General features: G+C 61.6%; 11 protein-coding genes. 7 read left to right on the top strand and 4 right to left on the bottom strand.

All coding sequences use genetic code 11. The annotated features are described in order from the left end of the window. Positions 1–4: 4 nt before the first annotated feature. Positions 5–2,365: a TonB-dependent receptor gene (locus ACVHNU_RS26140; protein ID WP_003220549.1), complete on the bottom strand. Its 2,361-nt coding sequence runs from the start codon at positions 2,363–2,365 to the stop codon at positions 5–7. 165 nt (positions 2,366–2,530) lie between these two features. Here ACVHNU_RS26140 and ACVHNU_RS26135 point away from each other — a divergent pair, with 165 nt between their 5' ends. Together ACVHNU_RS26135 and ACVHNU_RS26130 are read left to right on the top strand one after the other, a co-directional pair. Further along, a complete protein-coding gene (locus ACVHNU_RS26135) occupies positions 2,531–3,475 on the top strand; it encodes a LysR family transcriptional regulator (RefSeq protein WP_103520463.1) in 945 nt (314 codons plus the stop codon). Between the two features lie 187 nt (positions 3,476–3,662). Then, positions 3,663–5,279: an alkaline phosphatase family protein gene (locus tag ACVHNU_RS26130; protein ID WP_473018572.1), complete on the top strand. Its 1,617-nt coding sequence runs from the start codon at positions 3,663–3,665 to the stop codon at positions 5,277–5,279. Positions 5,280–5,386: 107 nt separating this feature from the next. Here the strand turns inward: ACVHNU_RS26130 and ACVHNU_RS26125 are convergent, their stop codons facing one another. Beyond that, positions 5,387–6,307 (bottom strand): TauD/TfdA dioxygenase family protein, encoded by a 921-nt coding sequence (locus tag ACVHNU_RS26125; protein ID WP_338800505.1) that lies wholly within the window; start codon positions 6,305–6,307, stop codon positions 5,387–5,389. 181 nt (positions 6,308–6,488) lie between these two features. Between ACVHNU_RS26125 and ACVHNU_RS26120 the strand changes: the two genes are divergently transcribed. Then, on the top strand, positions 6,489–7,409 hold the full coding sequence (locus tag ACVHNU_RS26120; protein ID WP_045122247.1) for a LysR family transcriptional regulator: 921 nt from the start codon (positions 6,489–6,491) through the stop codon (positions 7,407–7,409). 122 nt (positions 7,410–7,531) lie between these two features. Here the strand turns inward: ACVHNU_RS26120 and ACVHNU_RS26115 are convergent, their stop codons facing one another. Then, entirely contained in the window at positions 7,532–8,545 is a 1,014-nt protein-coding gene (locus tag ACVHNU_RS26115) for an ABC transporter substrate-binding protein (protein WP_003220542.1), read from the bottom strand. Positions 8,546–8,952: 407 nt separating this feature from the next. On the opposite strand from ACVHNU_RS26115, the gene ACVHNU_RS26110 reads away from it, so the two are divergent. Genes ACVHNU_RS26110 through ACVHNU_RS26100 form a run of 3 tightly spaced genes read left to right on the top strand, consistent with a single transcriptional unit; the run spans position 8,953 to position 12,987 of the window. Further along, positions 8,953–10,551 (top strand): ABC transporter permease, encoded by a 1,599-nt coding sequence (locus ACVHNU_RS26110; RefSeq protein ID WP_473018571.1) that lies wholly within the window; start codon positions 8,953–8,955, stop codon positions 10,549–10,551. Beyond that, entirely contained in the window at positions 10,548–11,363 is an 816-nt protein-coding gene (locus ACVHNU_RS26105) for an ABC transporter ATP-binding protein (RefSeq protein WP_134785163.1), read from the top strand. The genes ACVHNU_RS26110 and ACVHNU_RS26105 overlap by 4 nt, the downstream gene beginning before the upstream one ends. A 13-nt stretch (positions 11,364–11,376) precedes the next feature. Beyond that, positions 11,377–12,987 carry an arylsulfatase gene (locus ACVHNU_RS26100; RefSeq protein ID WP_400506126.1) on the top strand — a complete coding sequence of 537 codons (1,611 nt, stop codon included), beginning with the start codon at positions 11,377–11,379 and terminating at the stop codon, positions 12,985–12,987. A gap of 103 nt (positions 12,988–13,090) precedes the next feature. Here ACVHNU_RS26100 and ACVHNU_RS26095 read toward each other — a convergent pair whose 3' ends face one another. Further along, positions 13,091–14,164 (bottom strand): fatty acid desaturase, encoded by a 1,074-nt coding sequence (locus tag ACVHNU_RS26095; protein WP_473018570.1) that lies wholly within the window; start codon positions 14,162–14,164, stop codon positions 13,091–13,093. Positions 14,165–14,264: 100 nt separating this feature from the next. Between ACVHNU_RS26095 and ACVHNU_RS26090 the strand changes: the two genes are divergently transcribed. Further along, on the top strand, positions 14,265–15,269 hold the full coding sequence (locus ACVHNU_RS26090; protein ID WP_003220532.1) for an AraC family transcriptional regulator: 1,005 nt from the start codon (positions 14,265–14,267) through the stop codon (positions 15,267–15,269). Positions 15,270–15,300 lie beyond the last annotated feature (31 nt).

Here is a 15,300-nt window from a genome sequence, read left to right as displayed (position 1 = left end):
CAGATCAGAAGTCGTAGCGACCGGTAACGCCGAGGGTGCGCGGCGTACCGAGCAGGCCTTCATAACCGCCGTTGCCGCCAGTCCACAGGGTCGTGTAGTAGGTCTTGTCGAAGGCGTTTTTCAGCCACAGCGAAACGTCCCACTGGCCCTGATTGAAATCACCGCGCAGACCGGTGGACAGGTTGACCACCGCGTAGCTCGGGATCTGCCCGTAGTCGGAATCTTCGACCGTGCCCACCGCTTTCGAGCGGAACGCGTAGCTGGCGGTGACGTAGGGTTCGAAGCCGTTGGCCAGATTCCATTTGTATTCGCCGTTGGCGTTGCCGATCCATTTGGAAGCGCCGACCACCTGGTGGCCGCTGAGATCGCAGGACGCCGGTGCGCCCGGGGCCTGGCTGATTTCCGGTGGGCATGGCGCATCTTTGTACGAGAGGTAGCTGACGTCGTTGTACGAGCCGTTGAAGTTCAGCGTCAGGCCGCGTAATGGGATCACCGTGCTTTCGAATTCAACCCCGCGCGAGCGCACCGAGCCGGCATTGGTCAGGTATTGCACGCGGTTGACGTCGTCGTAGGCGTTGGTCTGATAGGCGTTGACCTGGGTCCAGAACACGTTGGCGTTGAGCTGCAAACGTCGATCCCACAGGGTGCTCTTGAAGCCGAGTTCGGCGTTGTTGGCGCGCTCGGTGCCGATCAACAACGAGTCGGCGCCAGCGGTTGGCGCTGAACCCACCGCGAGGTTCACGCCACCGGATTTTTCGCCGTGGGACAGCGTGGCGTAGCCGAGCAGATCATCGGTGATGCGGTAGCTGAGGTTGAGCAACCCGGAGGGGCTTGAGCTGTACTGGTTGAGATCGCCGGAATCGTAGGCGCCAGTGCGTCCGCGTCGTGCAGTGGCCGCGGCACCGGTCACCGCAGCGCCACCGACTGGTGCATCGCGAGTGACCCAGGCGGTTTTTTCTTCATAGGTGCCGCGCACCCCGGCGGTGAAATCCAGGCGCTCGGTCAGGTGCCAGGTGCCTTGGGCGAACAACGCGAAACTGTCGGTCTTGATATGGCCGTTGCCCACGCTGTCAACGTTGGCCAGTGCACCCCGTGGCGTGCCGTTCCAGATGTCGGCCTGCGGGCCGTAATAGGCGAAGGATTTGTTGTCCAGATCCGATCCGAAGTAGTACGCGCCCACCACGTAATCGAAGAACTCGCCCTTGGGCGAGGCCAGGCGAAATTCCTGCGAGTACTGTTTGTCCTCCACCGAGACACCAGCGTTGTAGGTCGCCGCGACGTTGAGACCGTCGTCGTTGGCCGGGGTGAAATTCCAGAAGCGATAGGAGCTGATCGAGGTCAGGGTGAAGTCGCTCGGCAGCGTCCAGTTAGCCTCCACCGATGTGCCGCCCTGATGCACGGTGACGTGCTGGTCGTTGTCCAGATTGACCTTGCGGTGCGAGCCGTTGACCAACGTCGCACCGGCGGCATCGGCCCGCGACTGGTACAGGTTGACGCCATTGATGGTCGGCCCGGTGTTGTACAGCACGCGGGTGCCGGCGCTGGAGTCCTCTTCGTTGTAGTCGCCGATCCAGCGCAGGTTGAAGTCTTCGTTGGGCTTGAACAGCAACTGCGCACGGAAGCCATCGCGCGAGCCACCGTTCAAATCATGGCCGTTGTATTCGTTCTTGATGTCGCCGTCGCTGCGGGTGCGATAGGCCGAAAAACGTCCGGCCAGCTCATCGTTGATCGGCCCGGAAATCGTGCCCTTGGTCTGGAAATAACCGTCCTCGCCGAACGAGGTTTCGATGCTGCGCTCAGGGGTGAATGTCGGCGCGCGGGTGCTGATGTTGATCACCCCGGCGGTGGTGTTCTTGCCGAACAGCGTGCCCTGCGGCCCGCGCAGGACTTCGAGCTGTTCGATGTCCATCAGGTCGAATACCGCCATCCCCGGACGGCCCAGATACACGTTGTCGATGTACAGACCGACACTGCCCTCCAGACCGTCGCTGGCCGGATTGTTGCCGAGGCCACGAATCGACACGCTGGACTGGCGCGCATGCATGTAGGCGACGTTGACGCTCGGCACCAGTTGCTGCAAATCCTGAATCCGGTAAACGCGCTGCGTCTCCAGTGTCTGGCCGCTGACCACGCTCATCGGTGTCGGCACGTCTTGCGAGCTTTCTTCGCGACGGCGGGTGGTGACGGTCACGGTCTCCAGCTGCGAGCTGTTGGCCGCAGGCTTGCCGGCGGGAGCCGGTGGCGGGGTGTCGGCGTCGGCGGCGTAGCTGTGAGTCCAGCTGGCACTCCCCGCCAGCAACAGGGCCAGAGGCAGGCGTTTGAGCCGTCGTGGCGTTAAGGGTGACGCAAGGTTCAACGGACTCATGGCGCGGCTCCTGGTCAAAAAACACACAGTCAACTTTTGCGCTGTATATTCTTTAAAGTTATTTATTTATGTTTTTACAAAGATTTACTGCATAAGAGATTGCCTTTATAAGGAGTCGACCTAATGCATATCCAATGCATTTCCCGGATATTTTTTATGTGAAAAATGCATATCGACTTGCGCCAACTTCGACACTTCATCGCCCTCGCCGAACAACGCAGCTTCGTCGCCGGCGCGCAGGCGGTGAACCTGTCGCAGTCGGCGTTCAGCCGCAGCATTCAGGCACTGGAACACAGCGTTGGCTGCCAGTTGGTCGATCGCGGGCGCAAGGATCTGCCGCCAACCAAGCAGGGTCAGGTGCTGCTCGAACATGCGCGGCGACTGGTCAGCGGCGCGCAGCAGATGGCCAACGAGATCAGTCAGTTCAATGGTCTGGAAGCGGGCGAGCTGCGCTTCGGTTGTGGCCCGGCGCCGGCAGCCGGATTGATCCCGCGCGCGATCGGCGCGTTCATCGGGCGCTACCCGAAAGCGCGGGTGCAATTTCAGGTCGATGACTGGCAGAGCCTGAGCAAACGCCTGCTCAGCGAAGAGTTCGAATTCTTCGTCGCCGACACCCGACACTTCGAAGCCGATCCGGATTACCTGACTTACCGCCTGCGGCCACGCAAATGGCATTTCTGCTGCCGTGCCGGGCATCCGTTGGCGGCGTTTGAACGGGTCTCGGCCGAGCAGCTGATGAGTTATCCACTGGCGGTGAGCATTCGTCCGCCGAACCTGCGCAAGGTCATCGTCGACCTCAGCGGCCGCCCGGACTTCACCCCCAATGTCGAATGCGAAAACAGCTCAAGCCTGCTCAGCGTGGTGCTGCGCTCGGATGCGATCGGGATTGTCGGGGCGTATTCCGATGCGCTGCATCAGGCCAAGGGTGAGCTGGTGTGTTTGCGGATCGAGGGTCTGGCGGATGACCTGGAAGAGCTGTACACCCGCTACGGGATTGTCAGTCGGGCGGGGTATCGGTTGTCGCCGCTGGCCGAGGCGATGATTGAGCAGATCAAGGCGATTGATGCGGTGGATGATGAGGTGTGTTCGCTGGAGAATTTTGCCGTCTGAGCCCTCTTCGCGAGCAAGCCCGCTCCCACATTTGGAATGCGTACGCCTGTGGGAGCGGGCTTGCTCGCGAAGGCGTCGCCACTCACACCGATGCATCCACTGCATAAAACCCATTCCCCAAATGCACTTGCCGAACACCCCCGCCGAAAGCGACAACCCTCGCCTGTCCTTCTGACCGGTGAACCCCATGCCCAACCCGCAAAACCCTGTGCGCAACGTGCTGTACATCATGTGCGATCAACTGCGCCGCGATTACCTGTCCTGCTACGGCCACCCGCATCTGCACACGCCGAACATCGATCGCCTGGCCGCCGCCGGCGTACGCTTCAGCCGTGCCTACACCCAGGGCACGATCTGCGGCCCGTCGCGGATGTCGGCCTACACCGGGCGCTACGTCAGCAGCCATCAGGTCGCATGGAACGCCGTGCCATTGCCGCTGGAAGAGCTGACGATCGGTGACTACCTGCGGCCCCACGGCATTCGCACCGCGCTGGTCGGCAAGACCCACGCCACGGCCAATGTCGATGCCCTGCAGCGACTGGCGATCAACCCGGACAGCGCACAGGCCGAGGTGCTCAACGAGGTCGGTTTCGAACCGTACTTTCGCCACGACGGAATCTTCCCCGACGACCCGTTGTTCGACGACAAACGCGAATCCGCGCCCTACACCCACTACCTGCGCGAGCAGGGTTTCGACGGGCGCAATCCCTGGCACGACTGGGCCAACGCCGCCGAAGGCGAGAACGGCGAAATCCTCAGCGGCTGGCACATGCGTCATGCGCATTTGCCAGCGCGAATTCCCGAGCAGTTCTCTGAGACTGTCTACACTACCAATCGAGCCATCGACTTCATCACCGAGCAAGGTGATAAATCCTGGTGTTTACACCTCTCCTACATCAAACCGCACTGGCCCTACATCGTACCGGCGCCATACCACGCCTTGTACAGTACGAAATCGATTCTCGAAGCGGTCCGCGCGACGCCCTCCGAAGCCAGCAAACACCCCGTATACACGGCGTTTCGTCAACATGAGGAAAGCCTCAACTTCTCCCGTGATGCAGTACGATTGAATGTAATCCCTACCTACATGGGCCTGATCAAGCAGGTAGATGATCAACTCGGGCGGCTGTTCGATTTTCTGCAGAGCAACGGCAGGTGGGATGACACGTTGATCGTGTTCACCAGCGATCACGGCGACTTTCTCGGCGACCACTGGCTGGGCGAGAAGGAGTTTTTGCTGGAGCAAGCGGTGGGCGTGCCATTGATCGTGCGCGACCCGCGCGCGGCGGCGGATATCACCCGGGGTACGGTGGATGAGCGGCTGGCGGAAACCATTGATGCGTTGCCGACGTTTCTCCAGGCCCTGGGCTTGCCGGGGGCCGAGCATCGCCTGGAAGGACGCTCGCTGATCCCGCTGCTGCACGGCGAACATCCCGACTGGCGCCGCTACGCGATCAGCGAATACGACTACGCCTTCCAGGCCCCGGCGCGCGAGCGACTTGGCCAGCCGATCGACCGCTGTCGCATGACCATGGTGCGCAGCGAGCGCTGGAAATACCTGGCGTACGACGGCTTCCGGCCGCAGTTGTTTGATCTGCTGAATGATCCACAGGAGTTGCGCGATTTGGGTGAGGATCCGGCATACGCGGCGGTGCGCGAAGAGCATGCGGGGTATCTGTTCGAATGGGTGCGCGGCTTGAAGCGGCGGACGACCATCAGCAATCAGGAGATCGATCTGCGCGGGCAGCGGTTTCGCTATGGCGAGCCTGAGACCGAGAAAGTCGTGCAGATTGGCGTTTGGTGAAAGAGCTTCGCGAGCAAGCCCGCTCCCACAGGGTTCTGTGTCGTTCACATCCACTGCGTTCAACACATTTCTACTGTGGGAGCGGGCTTGCTCGCGAAGAGGCCCGATCAGACGCCGACGAGCTCGGCACCTTTGATGGTTTGACTACGCTGCCCCGAAACCCCCACCGGGACTTCCCCCTTGAGCGTCACCCGCCGCACGATGCGATCCTGGGTGCCATAATCATCAATCGCATAATGCTGGGTCGAACGGTTATCCCAGATCGCCACGTCACCGGCCTTCCAGCGCCAGCGCACGGTGTTTTCCTGACGAATCACATGGCTCTGCAACAGGCCAAACAAGTGCGCCGAATCGGCCTGCGAATACCCCTTGATGCGTTTGACGAAGTGCCCCAGCAGCAAGCTTTTCTCGCCGCTGATCGGGTGTACGCGCACCACCGGGTGTTCGGTCTCGTAGACGGTCGAGGTGAAGATCTTGCGATAGCGCTCAAGCTTCTCCGGCGATACGTCCGGCTTGGCCCCGGCGTAGTCGTATTCGTTGCTGTGTACGGCGACCAGTTTGTCCGCCAGCTCGCGCAGTTCGCTCGGCAGTTCGTTGTACGCAGTCGCGGTGTTGGCCCACAGGGTGTCGCCACCGAAGGCCGGCGCCACCACCGAGCGCAGGATCGAGGCTTTCGGGTAGGCGTCGACGAAGGTCACGTCGGTGTGCCAGGAGTTGGCGCGCTGGCCTTCGGCCCCGTCCAGTTCCAGCAGATAACGCGTGCCCTCACGCACCGGTACGGTCGGATGCGCCACGGGCTCACCGAGCAGATGGGCGAAGGCTTCCTGGCGCTGATCGTCGAGCTGGGTCTGCTCGCGGAAGAACACCACCTTGTACTGGATCAGCGCCTGCTGAATGGCTTCGACCGTGGCGGCGTCCAGTTCACCGGACAGGTGCACGCCACGAATCTCGGCGCCGATACGGCCGGCCACCGGATGGATTTCCAGCGCGTGGACAGCGGGTTTTACAGCGAGTGCGGCATTGCTCATGGGTAGACCCTCATCGACTGCTTGCGGTTGGGCGGCAGCGAAACATCGCTCTATCTATATTCCATTTACATCTAATAGATATTCACATGCTTCGTTGACGGAATAAGAGCTTGCATTTAAAACCTCAAGCAACCCTCGTCGCAAATGCCTTCGAGCTATTTTTAGGATGCCGGAAAAGCATATGGATCTTCGCCAGTTGCGCTACTTCATCGCCCTCAACGAACACCGCAGTTTTGTCCGCGCGGCAGACGCGATGGGCATCACTCAACCGGCGTTCAGCCGCAGCATTCAAGGGCTGGAGCAAGAGTTCGGCTGTGTGCTGGTGGATCGCGGCAACAAGGATCTGCGCCCGACGCCCGAAGGCCAGGTGGTGCTGCAACACGCCCTGACCCTGGTGCAAGGCGCGGCGCTGCTCAGCGCCGAAGTGACGCAGATGACCAAGCTTGATGCCGGTGAGCTGCACTTCGGCTGCGGCCCGGCCCCGGCGGTGAAACTGGTGCCGGATGCGGTGGCGCAATTCATCAACGCGCACCCGAAAGTGCGCACCTGTTTTCAGGTGGATAACTGGGAAAAACTCAGCCGTGCGCTGAGCCGTGAAGAGATCGAATTCTTCATCGCCGACATCCGCCACTTCGAAGCCGATCCGAACTTCCAGACCCAGGCCCTGACGCCCAAGCGCGGCGTGTTCTTCTGCCGGCCCGGGCACCCGCTGCTGGCCAAGGAAAGCCTGTCGACCAACGACATGTTCGACTACCCGCTGGCGACCACGCTGATCCCCCCGGGGATTCGCAAACTGCTGGCGAACCTCAGCGGCCGGATCGATTTTTCCCCGACCATCGAGACCGAGCACTTCCCGGCGCTGGTGAAAGTGGTGCTGCAATCGAATGCCATCGGCATCGGTACGGAAGAAGCGTTTTACGAGGACATTGCCCAGGGTTCACTGGCGCTGCTGCACTGGCGCAACCTGCCACAGAACCTGGAGAGCATGAACGCGCGCTGCGGGATTGTCAGTCGTACCGGGTTTCGCTTGTCGCCGGCAGCGCGGGCGATGATCGAGACGTTGGTGGCGGTGGACAAGCAGGAAGTCAGCGTCGCGGTTTGAGGACGCCTTCGCGAGCAAGCCCGCTCCCACAGGGGACCGTTGTGAATACACAATCTGTGTTCACTGAAGATCCTTGTGGGAGCGGGCTTGCTCGCGAAGAGGCCCGTCCAGACACTGAAGATTCAGAGCTTGGCCGCCGCCAGTTCAGGCGCCACCCAATCGCTGACCTTGAACGGCTTGCGAATCAGCTTCTGCTGCGCCGCCAGATCCACCGAGTCCTGCAATTTGCCGAGGAATACCGGGTCCAGCGTCGACGGAAACACTTCGCTGAGTTTCTGATCCTGCAGGTCCTGGGTCAGGATCACCGGTGGATAACTTGCCAGCCCCGACACCAACTGCACGTAGGCATCCTTGTTGCTGTCCTGGGTCAGCCAATCCACCGCCTGCTGCTGCGCCTTGAGCAGTTTCGCCACGACCTCCGGATGCCCGTCGACAAACTTGCCGGCCCCCACCAACACCGATTGCACGCTACCGGCGCCCCCCAGGTCCTTGGTGTTGAGCGGCAATTCGGCCAGCCCCTTGCTCTGCAAAGCGGCCAGACCTGAGCTGCCCCACGACGCATCAATCTGCTTGGCCGCCAGCGCGGCGGTGGCCCCGCTGAAGTCGAGATTGATCACCTTCAGATCCTTCTCGCTCAAGCCTTGACTGGCCAGCGCCGCATCAAACGACAACTGGGTGGCGGTGCCACGGAAGATCGCCACGCGCTTGCCTTTCAGATCCTGCAGGGTCTTGATCCCCGACCCCGGCACCACGCCCAGATACTGTTTCACCCCGCGCGCACTGGCGCTGAGCAAACGTGTGTCGAGGCCATTGGATTTGCCGATGATCGCCGCGAGGTCGCCCAGATACGCCAGATCGACCTGACCGTTGGCAAACGCCTCGTTGATCACCGGCCCGGCGCCCTTGAAGAAGCTCCATTGAATCTTGATGCCCTGATCGGCGAAGGCTTTTTCGAAGATCTGCCGATCACGCAGCACGTCCACCACACCGCCGCCGCTGTGCTGGGTGCCGGCGCTCAGGTCGGGCACGGCGATCCTGATTTCCTTGAGCTCGTCGGCCTGCGCGGTAAACGCCAGCAGGCCCGCCAATGCCGGGATGGCAAACAGACTGAAGACTCGTTTGAAGGGAAGGTTCATGGGTGCGGCTCCTTGATCACGACGGGCGTTGAGGAGCCGAAAGTAGGCCGAAGCATGAACTTCGCTTAAATACTATAAATGCACATTTTTATAGCTTTTGACGCTAAGCAAGCAACGACGCGGGTTGCAGCGGCGTATGCATTAACAGCATCGAAAATATTCTTCGAATGCATTGGATGCGCGTCGGGCTGCAGGCCTTAAATGGTCTGGCTTATCTCTCAATAGAATTGATTTGAATTTTTATAGATCGAATTTGCATACACCGCTAGCCAAATGTGGGAGCGGGCTTGCTCGCGAAGGGGTCGCGTCATTCGCCATCACCGGCGCCTGACACTGCGCCTTCGTGAGCAAGCCCACTCCCACCAAGCCAAGCGGTTCGCCATGCAACCCGACAACGGAGGTCACCCATGGCCCGTGATTCCCTGCTCAGCCTGCCGCTGCCGGCGCCGCCACTGAAAAGTCGGCGCGCGTGGCCGAGCCTCAACCAACGTCTGTTGCCATGGCTGCTGCCGATCAGCCTGTTCGCGCTGTGGTGGCTGGCCGCGCGCAATCAATGGATGAGCGAGCAGATCCTGCCGGCGCCATCGCTGGTGTGGAACAGCGCCATCGAGCTGTCCCAGGGCGAGCTGTGGAGTCATTTGTGGATCAGCGTGCAACGCCTGCTCTGGGGCTTGCTGGCAGGGATCTCTGCGGGCGCGGTGCTGGGTGCTGCGCTGGGCTTCAGCCGGCGTCTCGAACGCCTGGTTTTCCCCACATTCGCCGGTCTGGCACAAGTGCCGACGCTGGCTTGGATTCCGCTGTTCATGGTGTTTTTCGGCATCGGCGAAGTGCTGAAACTGGTGGTGCTGATCAAAGCCATCGTGGTGCCGGTGACTCTGCATACCTTGGTCGGCGTTCGTGATGCGCAACCGAAACTGCGCGAAGCCGCCGCCGTATTGCGTCTGCCGTCGTACCTGCTGATCCGGCGCCTGGTGCTGCCCGCTGCACTGCCGGCGTTCATGGCCGGCGTGCGTCTGGCCCTGGCTGCTGGCTGGACTTCATTGCTGGCGGTGGAGTTGCTGGCGTCCAGCGAAGGCATCGGTTACCTGATGGTCTGGGCACGGCAACTGTTCATGCTCGACATCGTGTTCGTGTGCATCGTGGTCATCGGTGTGCTCGGTGTAGCGATGGATCGCGGCATCGGTTTTCTCGACCGCAAACTGGTGCACTGGCCGCACCCGGCGACTGCGGAAATCCGCCGTGGCCCGCGCTATGAAGGCTGGCAGAGGTTGCAACCGTGGCTGTTGCCACTGGGCCTGATTGGCGTCTGGCAAGTGGCGAGCGATCAGCAGTGGGTCGATGCGAACATCCTGGTCAGCCCGCTGGCGGTGCTGGACACGACCAGGAATGGTCTGCTCGACGGTACGCTGATCAGCGGCATGGCCTTGAGCCTCGGTCGTACCCTTGGCGGCTTGCTGCTGGGCGGCGGACTTGGTTTCGCCCTCGGCTTGCTGTTGGGGCTTTCACGTACCAGCGAACGGCTGCTCGGCCCGACCCTCGCCGCCATCCGCCAGATCGCGATTTTCGCTTGGGTGCCGCTGCTCACCGCGTGGTTCGGATTGGGTGAATTGGCGAAGTGGGTGTTCGTCGCCCTCGCCGCGTTTTTCCCGCTGTTCATCGCCACCCAGCGCAGCGTCGCCAACCTCTCGCCACAACTCAACGAGGCCGCGCAGGTGCTGCGCCTGAGCCTCGGTCAGCGCCTGCGCCGTCTGGTGCTGCCGGGTGCGGCGCCGGGGATTTTCGCCGGGCTCAGGCTGAGCCTGATCTACGCCTGGCTCGGCACCATCGGCGCCGAATATTTCATGCCATCCAACGGCGGTATCGGCAGCCAGATGATCGGTGCCCAACAACTGCTGCGCATGGACCTGATCATGGCCGGGATGCTCCTGGTCGGCCTCACCGGCGCCCTGCTCAACCTCATCGGCCAACGCCTGGAAATTCGCGCCACTCGCTGGAGACACGCATGAACGCACCGATTGTCAGCTTCACCCACGTAGGCAAATCCTTCGATGTCGACGGTTTCGAACTGGAGGCGATTCGCGAATTCAATCTCGACATCGCCGAGGGCGAATTCGTCGCCATCGTCGGCTCCAGCGGCTGCGGCAAATCCACCTTGCTGCGCTTACTGGTGGGGCTCGATACGCAGTTTCGCGGGCAGATCAGCGTCGATGGCAAAGCCGTCAGCGGCATCGGCGGCGAGCGTGGCATCGTGTTTCAGGAGCACCGTTTGTTTCCGTGGCTGACGGTGGCCGACAACATCGGCCTCGGCCTGGTCAACGAACCATTGAGCGCGGCTGAAAAGCAGCAGCGCATCAACGATTTCATCGATCTGGTCGGCCTGCGCGATTTCACCCGCGCCTATCCGCACCAGCTCTCCGGCGGCATGGCCCAGCGTGTGGCGATTGCTCGCGGGCTGGTCGCCAGTCCACGGATTCTGCTGCTCGACGAACCCTTCGGCGCGCTCGATGCACTGACCCGTCAACAGATGCAGGACGAGCTGCTGGCAATCCGCGACCGGGCAAAAATCACCACGATCCTCGTCACCCACGATGTGGAAGAAGCGATCTTTCTTGCCGACCGCGTGGTGGTGATGGAGCCGCGTCCGGGGCGGATCAAGCAAGTGGTCGACATCGCCCTGCCGCACCCGCGTCAGCGCAGCAGTTTCGACTTCCATCAATTGCGTGAAGAGCTGCTGCACGAACTGACCAGTGACGACCATTACCAACCGAGCCTGCCGGTACAGATCCGCGATCTGCCGCTGTCGTTCATTGCCTGCTGAGAGGAGCTTTTCGATGCCGCAACGCCCCAACTTTCTGGTGATTCTGGCCGACGATCTCGGCTTCTCCGACATCGGCGCGTTCGGTGGCGAAATCGCCACGCCGAACCTCGATGCCCTGGCCAATAACGGCCTGCGCCTGACCGATTTTCACACCGCGCCGACCTGCTCGCCAACCCGCTCGATGCTGCTGACCGGCACCGACCACCACATCGCCGGCATCGGCACCATGGCCGAAGCGCTGACCCCGGAGTTGATCGGCAAACCGGGTTACGAGGGCTATCTCAACGACCGCGTTGTGGCCCTGCCCGAGCTGCTGCGCGAGGCCGGTTACCAGACGTTGATGAGCGGCAAATGGCACCTCGGCCTGACCGCTGAACTGGCGCCGCAGGCCCGCGGTTTCGAGCGTTCGTTTTCGCTGCTGCCGGGTGCGGCCAACCACTATGGTTTCGAGCCGACTTACGATGAACACACGCCTGGCCTGCTGAAATCGACGCCAGCGCTGTATATCGAAGACGACACCTTTGTCGACGAATTGCCCAAGGATTTCTACTCGTCGGATGCCTTCGGCGACAAGCTGCTGCAGTACCTCAAGGAGCGCGATCAGAGCCGGCCATTCTTTGCTTATCTGCCCTTCTCCGCACCGCACTGGCCGTTGCAGGCACCGGCCGAGGTGGTCGAAAAATACCGTGGCCGCTACGACGCCGGTCCCGAAGTCTTGCGCCTCGAACGCCTGGAAAAACTCAAGGCGCTGGGGCTGATCGAGCCGGATGTCGAGCCACATCCGCTGATTCAACTGAATGCGCAATGGGACGCGCTGAGTGATGAGCAACGACAGATTTCCGCGCGGGCCATGGAGGTCTACGCGGCCATGGTCGAGCGCATGGACTGGAACATCGGCCGGGTGCTCGATTACCTGCGCCAGCAGGGCCAACTCGATAACACCTTCATCCTGTTCATGTCCGACAACGGTGCCGAGGGCGCACTGCTGGAGGCGTTTCCCAAGTTCGGCCCGGAACTGCTGACCTACCTCAATCAGCATTACGACAACAGCCTCGACAACATCGGCCGCGCCAATTCCTACGTCTGGTACGGGCCGAGCTGGGCGCAGGTGGCGACCGCGCCGTCACGGCTGTTCAAGGCGTTCACCACCGAAGGCGGGATTCGCGTGCCAGCGCTGCTGCACTATCCGCAATTGCCCATCAAAGGGCAGATCAGCCACGGTTTCGGCACGGTGATGGACGTCACCCCGACCATTCTCGATCTGGCCGGCGTGCGCCATCCGGGCAAGCAATGGCACGGCAAACCGGTGGCGCCGCTGCGCGGTAAATCGTGGCTGGGCTTTTTGTCCGGCGAGACGGCGCAAGTGCACGACGAGCACACCGTCACCGGTTGGGAATTGTTTGGCCGCCGGGCAATTCGCCAAGGGTCGTGGAAAGCGGTGTGGATCCCCGGGCCGGTGGGGCCGGCGACCTGGCAGCTTTATGATCTGAGCAGCGATCCGGGGGAGATTCATGATCTGGCGGCGCGTCAGCCGGACAAGCTCAACAGCTTGATCGGGCACTGGCAGCAGTATGTGGAGGAGACCGGGGTGATTCTCAGTGCTTCGCCGTTTCAGCCGGATTGAGGTTGCCTGATCCGGTGCCTTCGCGAGCAAGCCCGCTCCCACAGTTGGAATGCGTTCCCCTGTGGGAGCGGGCTTGCTCGCGAAGAGGCCCGCAAATTCACCATCAAGCCTGAGCCGTACGCGCCTCCTCCGCTACCACTTCATCCCGACGAACAAACCGGTTCGCCCGCCCAAACGTGCCGAAATCATTGAACCGAACACCCATCTCACGCATCACCTTGTGCGCCACCGGCACGGTCATCTGCCGGATGTAAAACGGTTCCTTCACCACAAAATGGTGAATCCCGTGGCTGCTGCCAAAGTTGAAGCAGAATGCCTGCAACGGCAACAACCACCACGGGTTCAACACCTGGCATTGCTGCAGCACATTACCCGCCTCGATGTCGCCGTAGTAATGCATGTTCGAGCTGATGAAGTGCAGGCAAAAGGTGCGCAGCACGTTCGGGCCGATGATCACCACCGCCGCGATGTCGATCACCTGCATCACCGAAAGCGTGGTCGCCGACCATTCAATCGGTGAACCCAGAAGGTAGGCGATGCCATTCGCCGCATGAAAACCGAGGAACACGTACCACGCGCCCCAATGCACCAGCGCCAGTGGCGCGTAGACCTTCAGCGTGCGTTTGATGACGTTGATTTTGTGCGCCCAGGTCTTGGCCCGCAGCATGCGGATGAACGCCGACATCACGTTGTCGCCGACCATCAGCAAGCGCGCAAAACCCCAGGGCTCGCCGTTGGTGATCGCCCGCTCTTCCATGTCGGTTTCGGTGCCGGAGACCTTGTGGTGATTGAGGTGCAGGTGACGGCGGATCCACGGATTGATCGTGCTCGGCCGCGCCAGCCACACCAGGCCCATCATCAGGTTGTGCGGCACCCGTTGTTTGCGGAAATACATGCTGTGGATCAGGTCGTGTTCCAGCTCATGGGTCAAGGAGGTGAAAAACGCATTCAGCAGCAGGCACACCCACCACGCCATGTGGCCAGTGATGTACAACGCTGCCGAGCCGATCATCCCGGCCAGGGCAAAGGCCAGAATGCCGGCGCCGAGGGCATCCTGATGCTGCAGAATCGGGTAGCGCTCACGCAGTTCGACACCCTTGGCCAGCACCACTTCGCGAATATGCGCTGATCGCTGGGCAGCATTGTGTCGCGGGGGACTTGCAGAAGTACGGTCCATGCTTCCATCCTCTGGTTATTGATGTTCGCATCCTGCCTTGCGAAAGCTTTATTGATGATAGCCGTGAACGCCAACCTGTTGACCGGAAGCGCCAATCAGCATGAAGGAACCGACCTCTCTCGCCAGCTGGACCCGTGCCTTGCGCAAGCAACTCGATGCGCTGGGGCTGGACAGTCTCGGCCTGTGCCAGCAGGCCGGGCTCGACCCGCAGTTGATGGACGACCCGAACGCACGTTATCCGTTGTCCGGCACCACACGCCTGTGGCAACTGGCGGTGCAGTTCAGCGGGGATCCGGCGATCGGCCTGCGGGTGTCGCGGTTCGTCAGCCCGACCACGTTCCATGCGCTCGGTTACGCGCTGGTGGCCAGCGGCAGCCTGCGTGAGGTATTCGAGCGCATCGTGCGTTATCACCCGGTGGTCAGCGATGCGCTGGAACTGGAACTGAGCCGCAGCGATGACCGTTATCTGTTCCGTCTGAAAATTCCGTCAGGCAATCCGGCGCCGGCCTTCGAAGCCATCGATGCCTTTGCCGCGATCTACGTGCGTACCTGCCGCAATCGCCTGGGTCGCGATTACGCGCCGCTGGCGGTGTACCTGCGCCGCCCGGAACCGTCCGATGCACATCAGTGGCACAAGGTGTTCCGCGCCCCGGTGCATTTCTCCTGCGCCGAAGATCGCCTGGAGTTCGCCCTCGCTGACTTCGACAGCCACCTCGACGACGCCAACCCGGAACTGGCCGAACACAACGAAGCGGTGCTCAAGCGCACCCTGGCCCAGCTCAAACCGCTGACCTGGGAGCGCAAGGTGCGCGATGCCATCGAGGAGCAACTGCCCGAAGGCGAACCCAGCGCCGAACGCATTGCTCAAGCCTTGCACCTGAGCCTGCGCAGCCTGCAACGGCACTTGGCGGATGAAGGCTGTCGCTTCGACACGCTGCTCAACGAGAGCCGCGAGAATCTGGCGCTGCTACACCTGCGCGATCCGCATTGTTCGTTGAGTGAAGTCAGCTACCTGCTGGGGTTTGCCGACACCAGCAGCTTCAGCCGCGCGTTCAAGCGCTGGACCGGGATGACGCCGGGGCAGTTTCGCGATCAGCTGCGCTGACTAATCCGGAATTTGCGCTGAACCTAATGGC

This window comes from Pseudomonas sp. Ors-4-3C (assembly GCF_055755035.1).
Note: the sequence above shows the minus strand (reverse complement) of the source record. Positions and strands in the feature narration are given on the sequence as shown.